Here is a 21124-nt window from a genome sequence, read left to right on the forward strand (position 1 = left end):
CCCGGGCGTCACCGCTTGCGCAGGACGATCACGAGGTTCCACGTCACCAGCTCCCGCAGCACCGGCACCCGCACCACCCAGCGGGCCCACCACGGGTGGTAGCGCGGCAGCAGCGCGACGAGGTCGACGTCGGGGGCCGCGGACCGGCGGCGGGCCCACCGGGTGCCGGCGGCCACGGTGACGGCGAACAGCGACTCGCCGTACTTGTTCTTGGGCTCGTGGCCGTGGACCCGGCGGTAGCGCCGACGGGCGTACTGGCCGCCGAGGTAGTGCCACGGAGCGGTCTCGTGGCCGCCCCACGGCCCCCACCACACGGTGCAGCTGAGGAAGACGAGGCCGCCGGGCCGGGTGACCCGCACCATCTCCTCGGCCATCCGCCAGGGGTCGGGCACGTGCTCGAGGACGTTGGAGGAGTAGCAGACGTCGAGGCAGTCGTCGCGGAACGGCAGCTGCAGCCCGCTGCCCACCACCGTGCCGGCCGCGATCTCGCCCAGGCCGGCCAGCTCGCCGACGTCGGCGTCGAGCGCCCAGTACGTCGCCCCCGCGGCCTGGAAGGCGTCGCGGAAGTAGCCCGGTCCCCCGCCGACGTCGAGCAGCGCGGCGCCGTCGAGGTCGGCGTACGTCGCGAGCTGGCCGACGGAGTCGGCGGCCAGCGCGCGGTAGAACCGGTCGGGGTCGGGCTGCTCGTAGCGGAAGTCGTCGAGCAGGCGCACCGAGCGACGCAGCGACGGGCGCCAGGGCCCGGGGGTCGTCTCAGCCGGCACGCGACCAGTCTGGCTGCTCCACGACAGCAGGGGCGACCGGGGTCGGCGCCGCTACGGGCGCGCCCGCGATGCGCTCGCCGTCGAGCGCGGCGAGCAGCACCCGGCTGAAGGCCTCCTGGGCGCTGTCCCACGAGTAGGCGTGGCTCATGGCCCGGGCGCCGGCCGCGAGCCGGGCCCGCTCGGCGTGGTCGGCCAGCAGGCGACGGGTCTGGGCCAGCAGGCCCTCGTGGTCGTCGACCAGGACGCCCGAGACGCCGTCGTCGATCGACTCGCGGACCCCACCGGCGGAGGCGTAGGCCACCGTCGGGGTGCCGTGCATGCCGGCCTCGCCGATGACCAGGCCCCAGCCCTCCTTCAGCGACGGCATCAGGTGCAGCCAGGCCTGCTCGTAGACCTCGTGCTTGCGGGCCTCGTCGACGTGGCCCTCGAAGACGACGGTGTCGCCGGCACCGACGCGCTCGGCGTGGGCGCGCAGCTCCTCGTCCCACCAGCCACCGCCGACGACGTGCAGGCGCAGGTCGGGGTGCTCCTCGCGGAGCGCCACGGCGACGTCGACGGCGTGCTCGACCTGCTTGTGCGGGACCAGGCGACCCACCGTGGCCAGCACCGGCGTCGGGGACGCCCCGGCCACGAGCGGGACGACGGGGTCGGTGCCGTTGTGCACGACCGCGACCCGCTCGCCCTCGACACCGTGCTCGCGCAGCTCGTCGCGGGTGGCGGCGGAGACCGCGACGTACTGGTTGCGGCGGTAGAACCACGGCGCCAGCCGGCGCTCGACGAACCAGCCGACCCGGCCCACGAGGCCGGGGTAGACGACCGGCCACTGCTCGCGGTGGACGTGGTGCACGAGCACCACCACCGGGACCTTGGTGGCCAACCGGCTGAAGAAGGGCAGGCCGTTCTGCACGTCGACCACGAGGTCGGGCCCCTGGCCGTCCGGACCGTCGAGGTCGCCGCGCCGCAGCGCCCGCACGCCCTTGAGGTAGACCGTGGTCTTGGTGCCTCGCCGGACGTAGCGGATGCCGTCGCGCACCTCGTCGGCCGGCGCCGCGTCGTGCGCCGCGCTGAACACCGTCACCGCGCACCCGCGCGCCACCAGGCCCTCGGCGATCCGCTCGAGGTAGAGCTCCGCGCCGCCGCCTTCGGGGTTGCGCGTGTCCCGCCAGCTCAGGAAGACGACGTGGCGTCCCCGGAGCGGGTGGTGAGCCGTGCTGGTGTCGATCGAGGTGCTGGCGGTCGCGGGCTGGTCGGCTCGCACCGCCGCCACGTCAGTCGGACCCGTAGCCGACGATGTCGGCCGTGTCGCCGGTGACGCTCACCGGGCTCTGCGGCGGTGGCGCCGTCTGCGACTGCACCACCCCGACGATGGTGGTGGTGGCCACGACGCCACCGATCAACAGGCTGCCGAAGGCAGCGACGATCGAACCCACGATGTTTCCTCCCAGGAACAGCGCGTCCCCTCCCGAGGGACTACCTCACGGTAACAGTGACCACGGTCACCTGCGTACTCGTCGGCGGATTGTCCTGACGATCTTGCGCAGACCGAGAAGAACTGCGGCGAGCGGGCCGCCGGCGTACGCCGCCCACGCGAGCGACGTGACGAAGACCAAGCCGGGCGACCGGTCCCGCTCGGCGGGGTCGGCCAGGGCGAGGACGGTGACCTCGGGGCGCTCCAGGAGCACCCGCCCCGCGACCTCGGGGGCCTCGCCCGCATCGCGCTCGACGACCACGACGGCGATCCCGAGGGCGGCCAGGGCGGTGGCCCGGGCCTCGGGCGTGGGCGCGGCCAGCGCGCGGTCGGCCGCGGCGACCCGGGGGTCCTCCCCCGCGACCACCACCGGCCCGTCGTCGGTGTCGACCAGCAACCGGTCGCTGGCCACCGCGTCGTTGCGCAGCCACCGCGGCATCGGGTCGAGGGTCGGGCGCCGGTCGTTCCACGCGGGGGCCCGGTAGGCCGTCAGCGGCAGCACCAGGGCGTCGCCGTCGACCCGGGCCGCGGCCTCCCGGGCGGCGGCGTACGACGCGGGCGTCTCGACGACGCCGAGACGGCCGGCCAGGCCGAGCGCGGCATCGGGCAGCAGCATGAGCGGCACGAGCACCAGCCCGCCGGCGAGCACCGCCCGGGGCGCGGGGTCGTCGACCCGCTGGGCGAGGCGGTCGACGAGGCGACCGGCGGCGTGGCCGGCGAGCACCGCGACCAGCGGCGCGCAGAGCACCAGCGACCGCGCGCCGTCGCGCAGCAGGCCGCCGCCGGGCACCGTCGCCGCGACCCAGCCCACGGCTCCCGGCGCCGCCCAGGTGACCAGCGCGAGGACGAGGCCGACCGACCACGGCACCACCAGGGCGAGGGCGTCGCGGCGCCCGGTGGCCCGCCACCAGGAGCGCGCGGTGGCCGCGACCGCCACCAGCAGCACCAGGCCCACCCAGGCCAGCACGCCCCCGCGGGCCGGGAGCACGACCTCGCTGTTCCACGTGCCGCCGAGCGCGAGGGCCTCCAGCGGCGCGGGCAGCACGCCGTGGCCGTCGAGGGCGAAGACCTCGGCCCCCACCCGGTCGCTCGTCGCGTCGGCGGCGTGGGTGAGGCCGGTGACCACCCAGGGGGCGTTGGCCGCGGCGAGCAGCCCCACGGCGCCGTACGTCGGGCGGCGCGGTCCGGCGGTCGCCGCCAGCAGGGCGACGACCGCGGCGACGCCCGCGCTGGCCGACAGGCAGCCGAGGGGCAGCACGACCAGCAGGGCCGGCGGGAGCCGTCCGGTCGTGCGCCAGCGGCGACCGAGCAGGACCAGCCACGGGAGCAGGCCGTGCAGCACCAGCACCGGCCAGGCACCGAGCAGGAGCCGCTCGGCCACGAACGGCGTCCACACGTAGGCGGAGACGGCGACCAGGCGGGGCGACAGCCGCTCCCCCGGCAGCAACCGCGCGGCCCCGGTGCCGCCGGCGACGAGCAGGCCGAGCAGCACCAGGTGCTGCAGCACGGCACCCGGCACGACCTCGTCGAGCACCGCCACGACCGCGTCGGAGGGCACCGCCCGCGGCAGGGCGGAGCCGAGGCCCCACACGTCGGGCCGCACCGCGAGGTCAGGCACCCAGACCATGTCGTAGGTCAGCACGAGGCCCGGGCCGAGGGCCGGACCGAGCAGCAGCAGCGCGAGCGCCAGGGACCAGCACGCCGGCGCCCACGCCTGCCACCGCCGCCAGCCCACACGGGGGATCCAAGCACCCGGGCTCGGCGTGCCACACTCCACGGCGTGCCCGAGCCGTCCCCGACCGCCCCCGTCGACCACACCGACGAGGCGACGGCGACCGCTCGGGGCGGACTGATCGCGCTCGCGATCGGGGTCATGAACATCGCGACCTACGGCTTCACGATCCTCGCCGCCCGCGCGCTCGGACCGCAGCAGTACGGCGCGGTGGCGGCCGTCATGAACCTCATGCTCGTCGTCGCCGTCGTCTCCCTGGCCCTCCAGGCCACCGCCGCCCGGCGGGTCGCCGCCGCTCCGGGCGACGTCCGCGTGATCGAGCACGGGATCCGGCGGGTGACGCTGCGGGCCGCCCTCGGCCTGGGTGGTGCCCTGGTGCTCCTCGCCCCCCTCACCAACGTCCTGCTGCGCCTGGAGAGCCTGGCCACCGCCGTGGTCGTCGGCCTCATCGCCGTGCCCCTCACGGTCATGGGCGGGCAGGCCGGCATCCTGCAGGGCGAGCGCCGGTGGCGCCCCCTCGCGGTCCTCTACGTCGCAGCCGGCGTCCCCCGCCTCGTCGCCGGGGCGGGACTGCTGCTGTGGCGGCCCGAGGAGCTGGTCGCCATCCTCGCCGTGCTCATCGGCGCCGTCCCCCCGGTGCTGGTCGGCTGGTGGGCGCTGCGTGACCGCGGCCACGTCGACGACGAGGGCAGCGGGACCGACCACGGCGGACGGGCGCTGGTGCGGGAGTCGCTGCGCAACTCCCAGGCCCTGCTCGCCTTCTTCGCCCTCTCCAACGTCGACGTCATCGTCGCCCGCAACGTGCTCTCCGACCACGAGTCGGGCCTGTACGCCGCCGGCCTGATCCTGACCAAGGCGATGCTGTTCCTGCCGCAGTTCGTCGTGGTCGTCGCCTTCCCCGACATGGCCGACTCCGGTGCCCGCCGCCGCGCCCTGCGCCTGAGCCTGGCCCTGGTCGGCGTGCTCGGCGTCGTGGGCGTGCTGGCGACGTACCTGCTCTCCGGGCTCGCCCTGGTCTTCGTCGGCGGGTCGGAGTACGCCGAGGTGCAGTCGCAGCTGTGGCTGTTCGCGGTGCTCGGCACCCTGCTCTCGATGGTCCAGCTGCTGGTCTACGCCCTGCTCGCCCAGGAAGCCAGCCGCGCGCTGCTGGTCCTGTGGGCCGTGCTCGTCGTGCTCGCCGTCGCCGCCGCCACCCTGGCCGGCTCGGTCACCTCGCTCGTCGTGGTCGTCGTCGCCGTCGACTCCCTCCTCCTCGCCGCCCTCCTCGTCCCCGCCCTGCGGACGCCACGGCTCGACGGCTGATCCTCTCCGGCAGCAAGCTCAGGCGGCCGCGCGGGACGGACGCGTCGTCACCGGAGGCGGTGGCCCACCGCCGGCGCTCGGGCCTCAGCACGACTGGGCCACACGGCACACGGAGCCGGAGCCGGAGCCGCGCAACCCGGCACAGGCGCCCGGGCCACAGCAGGACCGGGCCACGCGGCGCACGGAGCCGGAGGCGACCCCGGCGGACGGGCCCGCGCGGACCAGGCCGGCGGCAGCGAGTCCAGGCGGCCGCGCGGGTTGGACGCGGGGTCCCCGGAGCCACGCAACCCCGGCACAGGCGCCCGGGCCACAGCAGGACCGGGGCCCAGGGCGCACGGAGGCGTAGAGGTGCCCGGCGACCCGGGCCCCGCGACGCCTGGATCGCGGCAGCCGCTACCAGGCGACCGCGGGGACGGGCGCGGGGTCCCCGGGGCCACGCAACCCGGCACAGGCGCTCGGGCCACAGCAGGACCGGGCCACACGGCGCACGGAGGCGTAGAGGTGCCCGGCGACCCGGGCCCCGCGACGCCTGGATCGCGGCAGCCGCTACCAGGCGACCGCGGGGACGGGCGCGGGGTCCCCGGGGCCACGCAACCCGGCACAGGCGCCCGGGCCACAGCAGGACCGGGCCACGCGGCGCACGGAGCCGGAAGCGACCCCGGCGGACGGGCCCGCGCGGACCAGGCCGGCGGCAGCGAGCCCAGGCGGCCGCGCGGGACGGACGCGGGGTCCCCGGAGCCACGCAACCCGGCACAGGCGCCCGGACCACAGCAGGACCGGGCCACACGGCGCACGGAGCCGGAAGCGACCCCGGCGGACGGGCCCGCGCGGAACAGGCCGGCGGCAGCGAGCCCAGGCGGCCGCGCGGGACGGACGCGGGGTCCCCGGAGCCATGCAACCCGGCACAGGCGCCCGGACCACAGCAGGACCGGGCCACGCGGCGCACGGAGCCGGAGGCGACCCCGGCGGACGGGCCCGCGCGGAACAGGCCGGCGGCAGCGAGTCCAGGCGGCCGCGCGGGACGGACGCGGGGTCGCCGGAGGCGACCATCCAGTCAGTGCGCGGCGTCGTGCCAGGACGGACCGGTGCCGACCGAGACGTCGAGCGGGACCGTGAGGTCGGCGGCGCCGGCCATCTGCTGGCGGACGACGGCCTCGAGGTCGGCGGCCTCGCCGGGGGCGACCTCCAGCACGAGCTCGTCGTGGACCTGGAGCAGCATCCGCGAACGCAGGCCGCTGGCGTCGAGGGCGGCCTGGGTGCGCAGCATGGCGACCTTGATGAGGTCGGCGGCCGAGCCCTGGATGGGGGCGTTGAGGGCCATCCGCTCGGCCATCTCGCGGCGCTGGCGGTTGTCGGAGTTGAGGTCGGGCAGGTAGCGGCGCCGGCCCATGATGGTCGAGGTGTAGTCGTCCTTGCGGGCCTGGGCCACGACGCCCTGCAGGTAGTCGCGGATGCCGCCGAACGTCTCGAAGTACTCGTCCATCAGGCCGCGGGCCTCACTGGGCTCGATGCCGAGCTGCTGGCCGAGGCCGAAGGCGGACAGCCCGTAGGCCAGGCCGTAGTTCATCGCCTTGATCTTGGCCCGCTGCTCGACCGAGACCTCCCCGGCGGGCACGTCGAAGACGCGGGCGGCGGTGATGGAGTGGAAGTCCTGGCCCGACTTGAACGCCTCGATGAGCAGGTCGTCCTCGGACAGGTGGGCCATGATCCGCATCTCGATCTGGCTGTAGTCGGCCGTCATCAGCGACTCCTGGCCCTCGCCGACGACGAAGCCGCGCCGGATGCGGCGGCCCTCCTCGGTGCGGATCGGGATGTTCTGCAGGTTGGGCTCGGTGCTCGAGAGCCGCCCGGTGGCCGCGATGGTCTGGTTGAACGTGGTGTGGATGCGTCCGTCGGGGGCGACGGTCTTGAGCAGGCCCTCGATGGTCTGGCGCAGCCGGATCACGTCGCGGTGGCGCAGCAGGTGGGCCAGGAAGGGGTGCTCGGTCTTGACGAACAGCTGCTGCAGGGCGTCGGCGTCGGTGGTGTAGCCGGTCTTGGTGCGCTTGGTCTTGGGCATCTCGAGCTCGTCGAACAGCACCGCCTGCAGCTGCTTGGGCGAGCCGAGGTTGATCTCCCGCCCGATGGTGTCGTAGGCCGCCTCGGCGGCCTTGCGCACCTCGGCGTCGAACTCCGACTGCAGGCCCTCGAGGTAGGGCACGTCGACGGCGATGCCGGTCTGCTCCATCCGCGCCAGCAGGTGCACCAGCGGCAGCTCGACCTCGGCCAGCAGCGGGCCACCACCGCGTTCGTCGAGCTCGGCGTCGAGGGCCTCGGCGAGGTCGAGGACGGCCCGGGCGTGCAGCATCGCCGGGCTCGCCACGTCGACCTCGGCGTCGAACAGCAGCCCCTGGTCGTCCTCGGCGGCCTCCTGCTTGAGCTCGCGCTTGAGGTAGCGCACGGTCAGGTCGGCCAGGTCGTAGGAGCGCTGGTCGGGGCGCACGAGGTAGGCCGCGAGCGCGGTGTCGCTGACCACGCCCGCCAGGCGCCAGCCGTGGGCGGCGAGCGCGAGCTCGGGGCCCTTGGCGTCGTGCAGCACCTTGGGCGAGGCCGGGTCGGCGAGCCAGGCCGCCAGGGCCGCGTCGTCGTCGGGGGTCAGCGTCGTGGCGTCGACGTACGCCGAGCGGCCGGCCTCGGTGGCCAGGCCGATGCCGTCGACCTCGCCGGTGCCGCCGCCCCAGCGGCCACGCACGTGCAGGCCGGTGCGCTCGCCGCCGAGCTCGGTGAGCCAGGCCGCGACCGCGCCCGGCTCGAGGGCCGCGCCCTCGAGCTCGAAGCCGGCCTCGTCGAGCTCCTCGACGGAGTCGACCTCCTCGAAGAGCCGGTTGCGCAGCACCCGGAACTCCAGACCGTCGAAGAGCGTGTGCACCTCCTGGCGGTCCCACGCGCGGCGGGCGAGGTCGCGCGGGTGGAGGTCGAGCTCGAGGTCGCGCACGAGCGCGTTGAGGCGCCGGTTGCGGATGACGTCGTCGAGGTGCTCGCGCAGCGCCTCACCCTTCTTGCCGGTGATCTTGTCGGCGTGGGTGATGACGCCCTCGAGGTCGCCGTACTGCTTGAGCCACTTGGCCGCGAAGCCCTGGCCGACGCCGGGGACGCCGGGCAGGTTGTCGGAGGTCTCGCCCACGATGGCGGCGAGCTCGGGGTACTGGTGCGGGGGGACGGCGTACTTGGCCTCCACCGCCTCCGGCGTCATCCGGGCCATCTCGGAGACCCCGCGCATCGGGTAGAGCAACGTCGAGTGCTCGGTGACCAGCTGCATCGCGTCGCGGTCGCCGGAGAGGATGAGCACGTCCATGCCCTCGGCCAGGGCCTGCGTGGTGAGCGTGGCGATGATGTCGTCGGCCTCGAAGCCGGGCTTCTTCAGGAACGGCACCTGCAGCGCGTCGAGGACCTCCTCGATCAGCGGCAGCTGGCTGCTGAACTCGTCGGGGGTCTTGTTGCGCTTGGCCTTGTACTCGGCGTACTCCGCCATGCGGAAGGTCTGGCGCGAGACGTCGAAGGCGACGGCGAGGTGGGTGGGCTTCTCGTCGCGCAGCATGTTGATGAGCATCGAGGTGAACCCGAAGACGGCGTTGGTGTGCTGGCCGGTCGTGGTCGAGAAGTTCTCGACCGGCAGCGCGAAGAACGCCCGGTAGGCCAGCGAGTGGCCGTCGAGCAGCAGCAGCCGCGGCCGCTCGGCGGCGGGGACGGGGGTCGCCTCGGTCACGGGGCCGACCCTAGCCGTCGCCACGGACAGCGCTCGCTCCGGCAGGATGGCGCTCATGGACGAGATGGACGGAATGCCGATGGGCCCCCTCAACGAGAAGATGGGCATCGAGCTCGTCGAGGTCAGCACCGAGCGCGTGGTCGGCACGATGCCGGTCGAGGGCAACCAGCAGCCCTACGGCCTGCTCCACGGCGGCGCCTCGGTCGTCCTGGCCGAGAGCCTCGGCTCGGTGGGCTCGGCCCTGCACGCGCAGGGCCTCGGCAAGCTCGCGGTCGGCGTCGACATCAACGCGACCCACCACCGCAGCGCCCGGTCGGGCACGGTCACCGGGACGGCGACGCCCGTGCACCTGGGCCGCTCCAGCGCGTGCTGGGAGGTCGTGGTCACCGACGAGCGCGGCAAGCGCGTGTGCACCGCGCGCATCACCTGCTCGCTGGTGGCCCAGGAGCAGATCGGCGGCTAGGGAGCCGTCGGGGGCTGCGCGCCGAGGGCCCGGCGCTGGGACCGGCGGGCGGCCAGGACCCGGCCGAGCTGCCGGCCACCGGCCGCGGTCGGGGCGACGACGGGTCGCTGCGCCGCGAGCCGGGCCCGGACCGACACCGTCGGCGCGACCCGGTAGGTCAGCAGCGGGGCGAAGGCGAGCCGGGCCAGGAAGCGGTTGCTGTCGCGCGAGCCGGCCGCCGCGGCCGTGGAGACCTGCGTGACGCCGTTGTCCTCGGCGTAGGCCAGGGCGGCGTCCATCAGCAGCCGGCCGACGCCGTGGCGCCGGAACTCGGGCAGCACGACCGGGGAGAGCACCTGCACGACCGGGTCGAGGTTGAGCGGCGTCACCGTCGTGATGCGCAGCAGCACCGCCCCGGCCGGGCGGCCGTCGTACTCGGCGACGACGATGCGCTGCTCGGTGGAGCCGCCCGCGGACTTGACGACCTGCTCGAGGTCGGCGACCTGGTCCTGGTGGTCGGCCCGGCGCAGCGAGGACTCCCACAGCTCGGCGAGGAACAGGACGTCGCCCGCCTCCGCCTCGCGCAGGGTCACCATCGACCGGGTCACGTGCGCCTCCTGCATCCCCCGCCGGCATCCGCCGGACGAGGTCGAACACTACGCTCGGGCTGCTCGCGGCGACAGAGGAGGTCGGCACCCGTGTTCCCCGGCATCGGCACCGTCGTCAACGTGGCGACCGTGCTCCTCGGCGCGCTCCTCGGCCGGCTGGTCGGCGACCGCCTGCCCGAGCGCACCCGCGAGCTCGTCACCGACGGGCTCGGGCTGGTCACCCTGCTCATCGCGGCGACCTCGGCGATGGCGGTGCTCGATCCCGACCTCGCCGCCGAGGTGGGCGACAGCGCACCGATGCTCATCGTGCTCGGGGCCGTGCTGCTCGGGGGCATCGCCGGTTCCCTGCTGCGGCTGGAGAGCCGGGTCGAGGGGCTCGGCGCGTGGCTGCAGCGGCGCCTCGCCGGGTCGCAGGACTCCGCGGAGCGGCAGCGCTTCGTGGAGGGGTTCGTCGTCGCCTCGCTCGTCTTCTGCACCGGGCCGCTGACCATCCTCGGCTCCCTCGACGACGGTCTCGGCAACGGCGCCGACCAGCTGTTCCTCAAGGCCACGCTCGACGGGTTCGCGGCGATCGCCTTCGCGGCGTCGTTCGGCTGGGGCGTCGCGGCGAGCGCGCTGACGGTGGTGGTGGTCCAGGGCGCCCTGACCGTCGTGGGCGTGCTGCTCGGCGACGTCGTGCCCGCCCCGCACCTGGCCGCCGTGACCGCCACGGGCGGCCTGCTCCTCGTCGGCGTCGCCCTGCGGCTGCTGCGGATCCGCGACGTCGCGGTGGCCGACCTGCTGCCCGCCCTCCTGGTCGCCCCCGCCCTGGTCACGCTCGTCGCCGCTCTCCGTTGAGGTGTGGCGCAGCCCACCAGATAACGAATCGGCCACAAAGGCATCAGTTGTGCGGAGAGCCCGGTCCCGGCCGCGCGACGTCGATATCGTCCTCGAACCCCCAGGCTCCACCAGCGGAGCCACGACAACCGGAGGACGGATGACCCGCACCACCACCCGACGCCGCGCGCGTCTCGCGACCGCTGCGGTCGCGACCCTGCTCGTCCTGGCCGCGTGCGGCTCCGAGGACGAGCCCAACGCCGAGGAGGGTTCGAGCGCCGCTGCGAGCGAGAGCACCAGCGAGAGCGCCGACGCCGGCACCGCCCCGGAGGGCGACGGCACCCTCGTCTTCGGCTCCCTGCTCCCCGAGACCGGCTCGCTGGCCTACCTCGGCCCGCCCGAGTTCGCGGGCGTCGACCTGGCCGTCCAGGAGATCAACGAGGGCGGCGGCGTCCTCGGCAAGGACGTCGAGCACGTCCGCGGCGACTCGGGCGACACCGACTCCGGCATCGCGCCGGCCGAGTCCACCAAGCTGATCGAGGCCGGCTCCGACGTCATCGTCGGCGCCGCGTCGTCCGGTGTCTCGATGACCGCGATCGACCAGATCATGGACGCGGGCGTCGTGATGTTCTCCCCGGCCAACACCTCGACCGACTTCGACGAGGGCGCCTACGCCGAGCCCGACCTGTACTTCCGCACGGCCCCCTCCGACATCCTCCAGGGTGCGGTGCTGGCCAACCTGCTGATCCAGGACGGCAAGAGCAACGTCACGATCATGGCCCGCCAGGACGCCTACGGCGAGACCCTCGCCCAGCAGGTCCAGGACAACCTCGAGGCCCAGGGTGCGGCCGTCGCGGCCACCGTCTTCTACGGCGAGAACGCCCAGAGCTACGACTCGCAGGTCGCCGAGGCGGCCGACGCGGGTGGCGACGCCCTGGTCCTCATCGGCTTCGAGGAGACCGCCACGATCGTCCCGCAGCTCATCACCGCGGGTGCCGGGCCGGCCGACGTCGACACCTACTTCGTCGACGGCAACACCGCCGACTACAGCTCCGACTCCGACCCGAGCCTGCCCCCGGGCACCCTCGAGGGCGTCAAGGGCACCATCCCCGGCGCCGACACCGGCGGCGAGTTCCAGGAGCGCCTCCTCGAGGTCGACCCCGAGCTGACCTCCTACGCCTACGCCGCGGAGTCCTACGACGCCGTCATGGTCTCGGCCCTCGCGGCCATCGCCGCCGGCAGCGACAACGGCGAGGCCGTGGCCAGCGAGATCGTCAACGTCACCAAGGACGGCGAGAAGTGCACCACCTTTGCCGACTGCGTCGCCCTCCTCGAGGACGGCCAGGACATCGACTACGACGGCGCCTCCGGCCCGATCGAGCTCGGTGAGACGGGCAGCCCGACCGCTGCCTCGATCGGCATCTACGAGTACGACGGCCAGAACAAGAACGCTCCGGTCGAGTTCATCGACGGCCAGATCTGATCGAGCCCCCACCGGCCTGATCGCGGACGGGCCCGAGACCACACGGTCTCGGGCCCGTCCTGCGTCTCCGGGACGCTCCGACACCGGACCGACACCGGACCGACGCCGGACCGACGCCGGACCGACGCCGGACCGACGTCGGGACGCACGGTGGCGCCTGGACGCACGACGGCCCGGACCCCTGGGGGGTCCGGGCCGCGGCGTACGACGGGGGTGGGCGTCAGGAGGCCTGGGCGCCCAGCGTGCCGAGGTAGAGCTGGATGACCTTGGGGTCGCTGCCCAGGGACTTGCCGGTGCCGGTGTAGGCGTTGCGGCCGTGGTCGAGGACGTAGCCGCGGTCGCAGATCTGCAGGCAGCGGCGGGCGTTCTGCTCGACCATGATGACCGAGACGCCCGCACGGTTGATGTTGCGCGTCTGCACGAACACCTCGTCCTGCAGCACCGGGGACAGGCCGGCCGACGGCTCGTCGAGCAGCAGCACCGACGGCGCCATCATCAGCGCGCGGCCCATCGCCACCATCTGCCGCTCGCCGCCCGAGAGGGAACCCGCGCGCTGCTTGCGGCGCTCCCCCAGCCTCGGGAAGATGTCGGTGACGAAGTCGAACCGCTCGGAGAACTTCTTGGGCGCCTGGAAGCAGCCCATCTCGAGGTTCTCCTCGATGGTCAGGCTCGGGAAGACGTTGTTGGTCTGCGGCACGAAGCCGATGCCGGCCGTCACGAGCTGGTCGGCCCGCTTGTTGGTGATGTCGCGGCCGTTGAGGGTGACGCTCCCGGACCGGACGTTGACCAGCCCGAACAGCGCCTTGAGCAGGGTCGACTTGCCGGCACCGTTGGGGCCGATGATGCCGACGAGCTCGCCCTCGTTGCAGTACAGGTCGGCCCCGTTGAGGATGTCGACGCCGGGGAGGTAGCCGCCCTGGAGGTCGTCGGCGCGCAGGACCGCGCGGTCGGCCTGGGCGAGGTGGACCTCCCGCTCGGGGGTCATCGGGGTCGGCATCAGCTTCCCTTCGTCTCGGTGTCGTGCAGCTCGGCCTCGAGCTCGGCCTCGGCCTCGGCCTCGAGGGCCTTCTCGTCCATCTCGCTGAGGTCGGTGTCGTGGTGGGCGCCGAGGTAGGCGTCGATGACGGCCGGGTCGGCCATCACCGCGTCGGGCGTGCCCTCGGCGACGATCTGCCCCTGGGCCATGACGATGACCCAGTCGGAGATGTCGCGCACCATGTCCATGTCGTGCTCGACGAAGAGCACGGTGCGGCCCTCGTCGCGCAGCGACTTCACGTGGCCGAGCAGCGACTGCTTCAGCGCCGGGTTGACCCCCGCCATCGGCTCGTCGAGCATGATCAGCTCGGGGTCGACCATGAGCGCGCGGGCCATCTCGAGGAGCTTGCGCTGGCCGCCGGACAGCGAGCCCGCGAAGTCCTCGCGCTTGGCGTCGAGCTTGAAGCGGGCCAGCAGCTCGTCGGCGCGCTCGGTGTTGCGGGCCTCCTCGCTGCGCCACAGGAACGGCAGCGCCGCCTTGAGGAAGCTCTCGCCGCTCTGGCCCTTGGCCCCCAGGCGCATGTTCTCGATGACCGAGAGCTTGGCCAGGACCTTGGTCAGCTGGAAGGTGCGCACCATGCCGAGGCGGGCGACCTTGTGCGGCACGACGCGGGCCAGCGGGTGGCCGTTGAAGCTCCACTCCCCGGTGTCGGGGGTGTCGAAGCCGGTCAGCAGGTTGAACAGCGTCGTCTTGCCGGCGCCGTTGGGCCCGATGAGCGCGGTGATGACGCCGCGCTGGATCTCGATGTGGCCCACGTCGACGGCCTTGAGGCCGCCGAACTGCCGGGTGATGTGGTCACCGACCACGATCGCGTCGGGCTTCTTGGAGCCCGGCACGTGCTCGATGCCCGTCAGGTCGGGCCGTGCGGTCTTGCCCAGGTCAGCGGCCATCGATCGCGATCTCCCTCCGGTCGCCGAAGATCCCCTGGGGTCGGAAGATCATCAGCAGCATCAGTCCGAGCCCGACCGCGACGAAGCGGATGAGGCTGGCCTGGGTGTTGTCCATCAGCCAGGTCGGCATGACGGGGTCGGCTCCCGCGGTGGCCTGCTCGAAGAACTCGCGCATGCCGGAGATGAGGAACCACAGGATCATCGCGCCGATGACCGGGCCGGCCACCCGGGCCGCACCGCCGATCAGCAGCGCCACGAAGGCCAGGAACGTCATGTTGGTGGAGTAGTCGCTCGGCACGACCGAGGCCTGCTTGAGCGCCAGGTAGAGGCCGGCCAGGCCACCGAAGAGGCCACCGAGCACGAGGGCCTGCATCTTGTAGGCGAAGACGTTCTTGCCGAGCGAGCGCACGGCGTCCTCGTCCTCGCGGATGGCGCGCAGCAGGCGACCCCACGGGCTGCGCATGAGCGCCCACACGACGAGGCAGCACAGCGCCACCAGGAGCCAGCCGATGACCATCGACCACAGGTCGCGCTTGCTGAACGACATGATCCACAGGTCGAGCCGGTCGAAGCCGAGCGCGCCGCCGGGGTTGAAGACGTCCCAGGTCCGGAAGATGTTGGCGTCCTGGTAGGTGCCGGCGTAGTTGTTGAGGCCGTTGGAGCCGCCGAAGACCGACTTGGTCTCGACGGCACCGAAGACCAGGCGCAGGATCTCGGCCGTCGCGATGGTGGCGATCGCGAGGTAGTCGGCTCTCAGCCTCAGCGTCGGTACGCCGAGCACGAGGGCCAGCAGGACCGGGGCCAGCAGGGCGACCAGGATGCCGAGGACGAACGGCTGGTCCCAGGTGACCACGGTGACGGCGAGGCCGTAGGCGCCGACGGCCATGAAGCCGGCCTGACCGAAGTTGAGCAGGCCGGTGTAGCCGAAGTGGACGTTGAGGCCGATGGCGGCCAGCGCGTACACGATCGCGTTGGGGCCGAGCGCCTGGTTGAGCGCGGTGCGCAGCACGTCGAACATGTCGATGCCGGCGAAGCCGACGGTGAAGCTGAGGACCAGCCAGGCCACGAGCCACACGGTGCCGACGATGCCGAGCACCTGCCCGACCATGGCGAGCGGGCGGCCGTCGTACCGGGCGGGGTCCTCGTCGATCTTGGCCACGGCCTGGCGGCCCTTGATGATCGCGAAGGGGCTGGTGAAGCCGAGCGCCAGCGTGATGCCGAGGATGCCGAGCACGATGGAGGTGACGACCTCCGGTGGGGTGCGGCGGGCCTGGGTCGGGGCGGCCTTCGGCTCCTCGGTGGCCGGGGACTTCTCGGTGGTGTTCACGCAAGGCTCCGTTCGCGGGTGCCGTGGTCCGGGAGGTGGGTGGTGGTGGCGATCGGCACCGGCGTCACCCGATCCGCTCGCGGCGGCCGAGGATGCCCTGGGGCCGGACCAGCAGGACGAGGATCAGCACGACGAGCGCGCCGACCTCCTTGATCGAGCTCGGCACGCCGAACAGCGGTCCGACCTCGACCATGATGCCGATGACCATCGAGCCGAACAGGGCGCCCCAGATGGTGCCGAGGCCGCCGAGCGTGACGCCGGCGAAGACGAGCAGCAGCAGCTTGAAGCCCATGAGGAAGTTGATCTGGCTGTTGATGGCGAGCAGGACGCCGGACAGGCCGGTCAGGGCCGTGCCGAGGATCCAGACGTTGCTGATGACGCGGTCGACCTTCATGCCCGAGGACGCCGACAGCGCCGGGTTGTCGGAGACGGCTCGCATGGCCTTGCCGAGGCGGGTGCGCATCAGCACGATGCAGGTGATGGTGATCGTGACCAGGGAGATCACGATGATCGCGAGCTCCTTGTCGGCCAGGCTGATCGGGCCGTAGTCGCGCCGCCCCTGGTTGACGTACTCCGACAGCGACTTGCGCGAGCTGCCGATCGTGTACTGGAAGACGTTGCGCAGGAACAGCCCGAAGCCGATCGAGACGATCATCATGGCGATCAGGCCGGTGCCCCGGCGCCGCAGCGGCGCCCAGAGCGCCTTGTCCTGCGCCCAGCCGAAGAAGGCCGACGCGACCACCGCCGCGATGCCCGCCACGATGACCGGCAGGCCGATGCCGCGGTTGAAGACGTAGGCCAGCAGCGCGCCCAGGGTGATGAGCTCGCCGTGGGCGAAGTTGGTCAGGCCCGTGGTGCCGAAGATCAGCGAGAGGCCGAGGGCGGCCAGCGCGACCAGCAGGCCGAACTTGATGCCCGACATCATCGCGACCGAGAACTTCTCGGAGAACGGCACCTCGTTGACGGCCTGGGTGCCGATGGGGAACGCCGCGTTGGTGGCGCCACCGAGGCGTGCGGTGATCTCGAGCTCGGTCGACGTGGCGTCGTTGAGCTCGACCCCGTCGGGCAGCGTGTCCTCGTCGAGGGTGACGACGTAGGTGCCGGGTCCGGGGGTCTCGATGATGGCGATGCCCTGGTCGTCGGTGACGTCCTCGCCGACGTCCTCGGGCTCGCTGCCCTCCTCGACGGCGGCGACGGTCAGGCGCACGTCGGGCACCGGCGCGCCGCCCTTGTCCCGGTCGGTCAGGGTGACGCGGATGTAGTCACCGTCGGGCAGGGGTTCCTCGGCACCCTCGTCGCTCGGCGTGCCCGAAGGCGCTGTGGGACTCGCACTCGGCGAGGTCGTCTCCGCGAACGCGTTCGCGGGCTGCAGCAGCAGCAAGAAGAAGACCACCGAGACGAGCGTGAACACTCGCTGACGCACACACGCCTCCTGTCGTCGAGCGCCCTCCGCGCTCAGCCGTCGTCGGACTATAACGAGTGCGCGGCCTGCGGTCCGGCGTCTGGGAGACGGCGGGGTAACAGTTGTGTCTCAGCTGGTGGCGAGGCCCGGGCCGTGCGCCACGACGCCCTCGGCGACCTCGCGCATCGAGAGCCGCAGGTCCATGGCCGTCTTCTGGATCCAGCGGAACGCCTCGGGCTCTGCGAGGCCCAGCTGCTGCTGGAGGATCCCCTTGGCGCGGTCGACCGCCTTGCGCGTCTCGAGCCGCTCGGTGAGGTCGCCGACCTCGGCCTCGAGCTGGGCCAGCTCGGCGTACCGGGACACGGCCATCTCGATGGCCGGCACCAGGTCGGACTGCGTGAACGGCTTGACCAGGTAGGCCATGGCGCCCGCGTCGCGGGCGCGCTCGACCAGGTCTCGCTGGCTGAACGCGGTGAGGATGACGACCGGCGCGATCCGCTGGCCGGCGATGGCCTCCGCGGCCGCGATGCCGTCGAGGACCGGCATCTTGACGTCGAGGATGACAAGGTCGGGCCGCAGCTCGGTGGCCAGCTCGATGGCGCGGGCCCCGTCGCCGGCCTGGCCGACGACGGCGTACCCCTCCTCGGTGAGCATCTCGGCGAGGTCCATCCGGATGAGGGCCTCGTCCTCGGCGATCACGACGGTCCGGGTCGCGGCCTGCGGGGCGTCGGGGGCGTTCACCCCCGCAATCTAGTGGCTGCGGTCCGCGGCCCAGCCAGGGTGGCCTGACGGTGCCGTCGGCTCGCCGTGGGCGGCGAGGAACAGCGCCACCTCCTCGCGCTCGACCCGGCGCCGGCTGCAGGCCGTGGTCGCCGTCCGGGCGTTGGCGATCGCGCGCTCGTTGCTGGCGGCGGCCCAGGTGCGCAGGCTCCACATGCGGGTGCTCCTGTCGGACGGTGACGAGAGCCGAACAATAGTGAGTTGGTTGACTTTGGGCAACTCGTGCTGGCGCTGGCGCCACGCTAGGGTGGCGCCGCCCTGGCCGGGTTGGCGAAACGGCATACGCGGTGGTCTCAAACACCACTGTCCGAGAGGACGTGCGGGTTCGAATCCCGCACCCGGCACCTGATCGACCATTCTTGTCGGTGGTCGCAGCCAGGATCGAGGCGTGCCGCACGTCCGCCCCTGGTCCACCGTCGAGTCGGCGCTGCGCGACTCCGACGCGGGCATGAGCGACGCCGTCAACGCGGCCAAGCACGGGGTCGCGGTGAAGACGATCCGCCGCTGGCGCCGCGAGTACCAGCGCCGGGGCCGACCCCGCGGTCAGGCACACACCGCCGCGCCGTGCCCGCGGTGCGAGGACGGGGTGCTCGACGGGCCGGCGTACGCCGAGCTCTTCGGCTGGTACCTCGGTGACGGCCACGTCTCGCGAGGCCGCCGAGACGTGCTCAACCTGCACATCTACAACGACGCTCGCTACGTCCGCGACAACCAGCGCCTCCTGACGCTGATGTCGACGGTCAAGCCCGGTGGCCGACCCCACACGCGACTGGTCCCGGGGGCGGTGGTCACGACCGTGTCGTGGAAGCACTGGGCCTGCCTCGTCCCCCAGCACGGACCGGGGCGCAAGCACGACCGGCCGATCGTCCTTGAGGACTGGCAACGCACCGTGCTCGAGGCTCACCCTGGGCCGTTCCTGCGCGGTCTCTTCCACTCCGACGGCAGCCGGACATGCAACTGGACGAGCAGGGTCGTCGCCGGCGAGCGCAAGCGCTACGACTACCCGCGGTGGCAGTTCAGCAACGTCAGTGCCGACATCCGCGAGCTGTGCTGCTGGGCGCTCGACCTGGCCGGGGTCGCGTGGCGGCAGAGCCGCTGGAACCACATCAGCGTCTCCCGTCGGGCCGACGTGGCCCGTCTCGACGGGCTGATCGGCCCCAAGGAGTGAGCGACCGTCAGGGGCGCCGGTAGGCGGGCGCGACCTCGTTGATCGCGTCGCCCATCTGGTGGATGCGCAGCGCGTTGGTCGAGCCGGGGATGCCGGGCGGGCTGCCGGCCACGATGACCACGAGGTCGCCCTCGGTGACGCGGCCGATCTGCAGCAGCTGCTCGTCGACCTGGCGCACCATCTCGTCGGTGTGGTCGACGGGGGCGGTGCGGAAGGTCTCCACGCCCCACGTCAGCGCGAGCTGCGACCGGACGCGGTTCTCGGGCGTGAAGGCGAGGGTGGGGATGCGGCTGCGCAGGCGGGAGAGCCGGCGAGCCGAGTCGCCGGACTGGGTGAAGGCGACGACGTACTGGGCGCCCACCCGGCCGGCCACCTCCTCGGCGGCCTTGGCGATCGCGCCGCCACGGGTGTGCGGGTCCCAGTTGACGGGCTCGAACTGGCCCCAGTCGGCCGGGATCAGCGCGTGGTCCTCGGTGGCGGAGATGATGCGGGCCATCGTCTCGACCGTGACGATCGGGTGGTCGCCCACGCTGGTCTCGCCCGAGAGCATCACCGCGTCGGCGCCGTCGAGCACCGCGTTGGCGACGTCGCTGGTCTCGGCGCGCGTCGGGGCCGGGTTGGTGATCATCGACTCGAGCATCTGGGTGGCCACGATGACGGGCTTGGCGTTGAGGCGGGCCTTCTCGATGACCATCTTCTGCAGGAACGGCACGTCCTCGAGCGGGCACTCCACGCCGAGGTCGCCGCGCGCGACCATGATGCCGTCGAAGGCGCTGATGATCTCGTCGATGTTGTCGATGGCCTGCGGCTTCTCGATCTTGGCGATGACGGGCAGCATCTGCCCCTCCTCCTCCATGACCCGGCGCACGTCCTCGACGTCCTTGGCGTCGCGCACGAAGCTCAGGGCGATGAAGTCGACGCTCAGGCTGAGCGCGAAGCGCAGGTCGGCGATGTCCTTCTCGGACATCGCGGGCACCGAGACGGCGACGCCGGGCAGGTTGATGCCCTTGTGGTTGCTCACCACGCCGCCGACCAGCACCTCGCACACCACGTCGGTGCCGTCGACGACCTCCTTGACCCGCAGCCGGACCTTGCCGTCGTCGAGCAGGATCGGGTCGCCGGCCGCGACGTCGCCCGCCAGCCCCTTGTACGTCGTGCCGCAGATCGTCTCGTCGCCGTCGACGTCGCGGGTGGTGATGGTCCAGCTGCTGCCCCGGTGGAGCTGCACGGGGCCGGCGGCGAAGGTGGCGAGCCGGATCTTGGGGCCCTGCAGGTCGGCCAGGATGCCGACGCCGCGTCCGGAGGCGTCGGCCGCCTCGCGCACCAGGCGGTAGGTCTCGCGGTGGACGTCGTGGGACCCGTGGCTCATGTTGAGGCGGGCGACGTCCATCCCGGCGTACACGAGCTCGCGGATGCGACGCTCGGAGCTGGTGGCCGGACCCAGGGTGCAGACGATCTTGGCTCTACGCACCCGACCACCCTAGTGGCTCTTTGAACGATCCAACACCAGCGGTCGAGACCGGTAGCCTGCCGCGGTGGACGTCGTCGTGCGGGAGTCCCCGCCCCGGGACGTCGCCGCCTGGCACGACCTGCTCGACCCGGTCGAGCGGGGCCGTTGGGCCGCCTACCGCGAGCCGGTCGACCGGGCGCGCTTCCTCACCGGTGTCGCGCTCACCCGGCAGGTGCTGGCCGAGCACCTCGGCGTCGCGGCCGCCGAGGCGCCGCTCGACCGGGCCTGCGCCCGGTGCGGCGCGCCCCACGGCGTGCCGCGTGTCGTCGGCCGACCCGACCTGCGCCTCTCGGTGGCGCACGCCGGCGACCTGGTGCTCGTGGCGCTGGCCGACCGGGCCGTCGGCGTCGACGTCGAGCCCCTCGGACCCGGCGCGCTGGAGGTCGAGGGCCAGGTGCTCACCGACGCCGAGCGGCGGGTCCTCGCGGGCACCACCGGCGCCGCCCGTGAGGTCGCGCTGGTCGAGACGTGGGTGCGCAAGGAGGCCGTGCTCAAGATGCTGGGCACGGGGCTGCGCACGCCGATGGTGGAGGTCGACCTGTCAGCGCACGCCGTCGTCGACCTCCACGTCGGACCGGCTCATCGGGCGGCGCTGGCCACCGCGGGACCACCCGCGGTAGACACGGGTCGCCGACCGTGAGCCGGCGACCC

The 21124-nt window shown here is 73.1% G+C and carries 19 protein-coding genes and 1 tRNA gene; 7 read left to right on the forward strand and 13 right to left on the reverse strand.

Annotation, left to right across the window (positions count from 1 at the left end; genetic code table 11):
• Positions 1-8: 8 nt before the first annotated feature.
• The 4 genes from FJQ57_RS13100 to FJQ57_RS13110 all read right to left on the reverse strand — a co-directional run bounded on the left by FJQ57_RS13100 (position 9) and on the right by FJQ57_RS13110 (position 3967).
• Positions 9-764 carry a class I SAM-dependent methyltransferase gene (locus tag FJQ57_RS13100; protein WP_139980971.1) on the reverse strand — a complete coding sequence of 252 codons (756 nt, stop codon included), beginning with the start codon at positions 762-764 and terminating at the stop codon, positions 9-11.
• The gene (locus FJQ57_RS13105; RefSeq protein ID WP_246081791.1) at positions 754-2022 is read right to left on the reverse strand and encodes a glycosyltransferase family 4 protein; all 1269 of its coding nucleotides are present in this window, start codon (positions 2020-2022) and stop codon (positions 754-756) included. The genes FJQ57_RS13100 and FJQ57_RS13105 overlap by 11 nt, the downstream gene beginning before the upstream one ends.
• Positions 2023-2032: 10 nt before the next feature.
• Positions 2033-2194 (reverse strand): hypothetical protein, encoded by a 162-nt coding sequence (locus FJQ57_RS22560; protein WP_170219428.1) that lies wholly within the window; start codon positions 2192-2194, stop codon positions 2033-2035.
• Positions 2195-2260: 66 nt separating this feature from the next.
• Complete coding sequence (locus FJQ57_RS13110; RefSeq protein ID WP_139980973.1) at positions 2261-3967, reverse strand: MmpA family trehalose lipid delivery protein; 1707 nt, start codon at positions 3965-3967, stop codon at positions 2261-2263.
• Between the two features lie 45 nt (positions 3968-4012).
• Between FJQ57_RS13110 and FJQ57_RS13115 the strand changes: the two genes are divergently transcribed.
• Positions 4013-5266: a lipopolysaccharide biosynthesis protein gene (locus tag FJQ57_RS13115; RefSeq protein ID WP_246081792.1), complete on the forward strand. Its 1254-nt coding sequence runs from the start codon at positions 4013-4015 to the stop codon at positions 5264-5266.
• Between the two features lie 1054 nt (positions 5267-6320).
• Here the strand turns inward: FJQ57_RS13115 and polA are convergent.
• Positions 6321-9068 carry a DNA polymerase I gene (gene polA / locus FJQ57_RS13120; protein ID WP_139980975.1) on the reverse strand — a complete coding sequence of 916 codons (2748 nt, stop codon included), beginning with the start codon at positions 9066-9068 and terminating at the stop codon, positions 6321-6323.
• On the opposite strand from polA, the gene FJQ57_RS13125 reads away from it, so the two are divergent.
• Positions 9067-9474 carry a PaaI family thioesterase gene (locus tag FJQ57_RS13125; protein ID WP_246081793.1) on the forward strand — a complete coding sequence of 136 codons (408 nt, stop codon included), beginning with the start codon at positions 9067-9069 and terminating at the stop codon, positions 9472-9474. The two genes, polA and FJQ57_RS13125, sit on opposite strands and share 2 nt — an antisense overlap.
• On the opposite strand, the gene FJQ57_RS13130 is transcribed toward FJQ57_RS13125, so the two are convergent.
• A complete protein-coding gene (locus FJQ57_RS13130) occupies positions 9471-10061 on the reverse strand; it encodes a GNAT family N-acetyltransferase (protein ID WP_246081794.1) in 591 nt (196 codons plus the stop codon). The two genes, FJQ57_RS13125 and FJQ57_RS13130, sit on opposite strands and share 4 nt — an antisense overlap.
• 90 nt (positions 10062-10151) lie before the next feature.
• Between FJQ57_RS13130 and FJQ57_RS13135 the strand changes: the two genes are divergently transcribed.
• Both FJQ57_RS13135 and FJQ57_RS13140 read left to right on the forward strand, forming a co-directional pair.
• Positions 10152-10898, forward strand: coding sequence for a DUF554 domain-containing protein (locus FJQ57_RS13135; protein WP_139980981.1), 747 nt, complete (start codon positions 10152-10154; stop codon positions 10896-10898).
• A gap of 139 nt (positions 10899-11037) precedes the next feature.
• Positions 11038-12360, forward strand: a complete 1323-nt coding sequence (locus FJQ57_RS13140; RefSeq protein WP_139980983.1) for an ABC transporter substrate-binding protein — start codon at positions 11038-11040, stop codon at positions 12358-12360.
• Between the two features lie 220 nt (positions 12361-12580).
• Here the strand turns inward: FJQ57_RS13140 and FJQ57_RS13145 are convergent, their stop codons facing one another.
• From FJQ57_RS13145 to FJQ57_RS13170, 6 genes are all read right to left on the reverse strand, one after another.
• Complete coding sequence (locus FJQ57_RS13145) at positions 12581-13357, reverse strand: ABC transporter ATP-binding protein (RefSeq protein WP_139980984.1); 777 nt, start codon at positions 13355-13357, stop codon at positions 12581-12583.
• The gene (locus tag FJQ57_RS13150) at positions 13357-14286 is read right to left on the reverse strand and encodes an ABC transporter ATP-binding protein (RefSeq protein WP_139980986.1); all 930 of its coding nucleotides are present in this window, start codon (positions 14284-14286) and stop codon (positions 13357-13359) included. Before FJQ57_RS13150 ends, FJQ57_RS13145 begins: the two co-directional genes overlap by 1 nt.
• Positions 14276-15613, reverse strand: a complete 1338-nt coding sequence (locus FJQ57_RS13155; protein WP_139980988.1) for an ABC transporter permease subunit — start codon at positions 15611-15613, stop codon at positions 14276-14278. The genes FJQ57_RS13150 and FJQ57_RS13155 overlap by 11 nt, the downstream gene beginning before the upstream one ends.
• 64 nt (positions 15614-15677) lie before the next feature.
• Complete coding sequence (locus FJQ57_RS13160) at positions 15678-17036, reverse strand: ABC transporter permease subunit (RefSeq protein ID WP_139980990.1); 1359 nt, start codon at positions 17034-17036, stop codon at positions 15678-15680.
• A 108-nt stretch (positions 17037-17144) separates the two neighbouring features.
• The gene (locus FJQ57_RS13165; protein ID WP_281284269.1) at positions 17145-17756 is read right to left on the reverse strand and encodes an ANTAR domain-containing response regulator; all 612 of its coding nucleotides are present in this window, start codon (positions 17754-17756) and stop codon (positions 17145-17147) included.
• A gap of 9 nt (positions 17757-17765) precedes the next feature.
• Positions 17766-17951: a hypothetical protein gene (locus FJQ57_RS13170; protein ID WP_139980992.1), complete on the reverse strand. Its 186-nt coding sequence runs from the start codon at positions 17949-17951 to the stop codon at positions 17766-17768.
• Positions 17952-18056: 105 nt separating this feature from the next.
• Here FJQ57_RS13170 and FJQ57_RS13175 point away from each other — a divergent pair.
• Both FJQ57_RS13175 and FJQ57_RS13180 read left to right on the forward strand, forming a co-directional pair.
• Positions 18057-18139: transfer RNA gene (locus tag FJQ57_RS13175), tRNA-Leu, on the forward strand.
• A 44-nt stretch (positions 18140-18183) separates the two neighbouring features.
• Positions 18184-18963, forward strand: coding sequence for a transcriptional regulator (locus FJQ57_RS13180; protein WP_139980994.1), 780 nt, complete (start codon positions 18184-18186; stop codon positions 18961-18963).
• Between the two features lie 7 nt (positions 18964-18970).
• Here FJQ57_RS13180 and pyk read toward each other — a convergent pair whose 3' ends face one another.
• Complete coding sequence (pyk, locus tag FJQ57_RS13185; protein ID WP_139980996.1) at positions 18971-20434, reverse strand: pyruvate kinase; 1464 nt, start codon at positions 20432-20434, stop codon at positions 18971-18973.
• Between the two features lie 64 nt (positions 20435-20498).
• Here pyk and FJQ57_RS13190 point away from each other — a divergent pair, with 64 nt between their 5' ends.
• Positions 20499-21113 (forward strand): 4'-phosphopantetheinyl transferase family protein, encoded by a 615-nt coding sequence (locus tag FJQ57_RS13190; RefSeq protein WP_139980998.1) that lies wholly within the window; start codon positions 20499-20501, stop codon positions 21111-21113.
• Positions 21114-21124: the final 11 nt, after the last annotated feature.

The organism is Nocardioides litoris (assembly GCF_006346315.1).
GTDB classification, from domain to species: domain Bacteria; phylum Actinomycetota; class Actinomycetes; order Propionibacteriales; family Nocardioidaceae; genus Nocardioides; species Nocardioides litoris.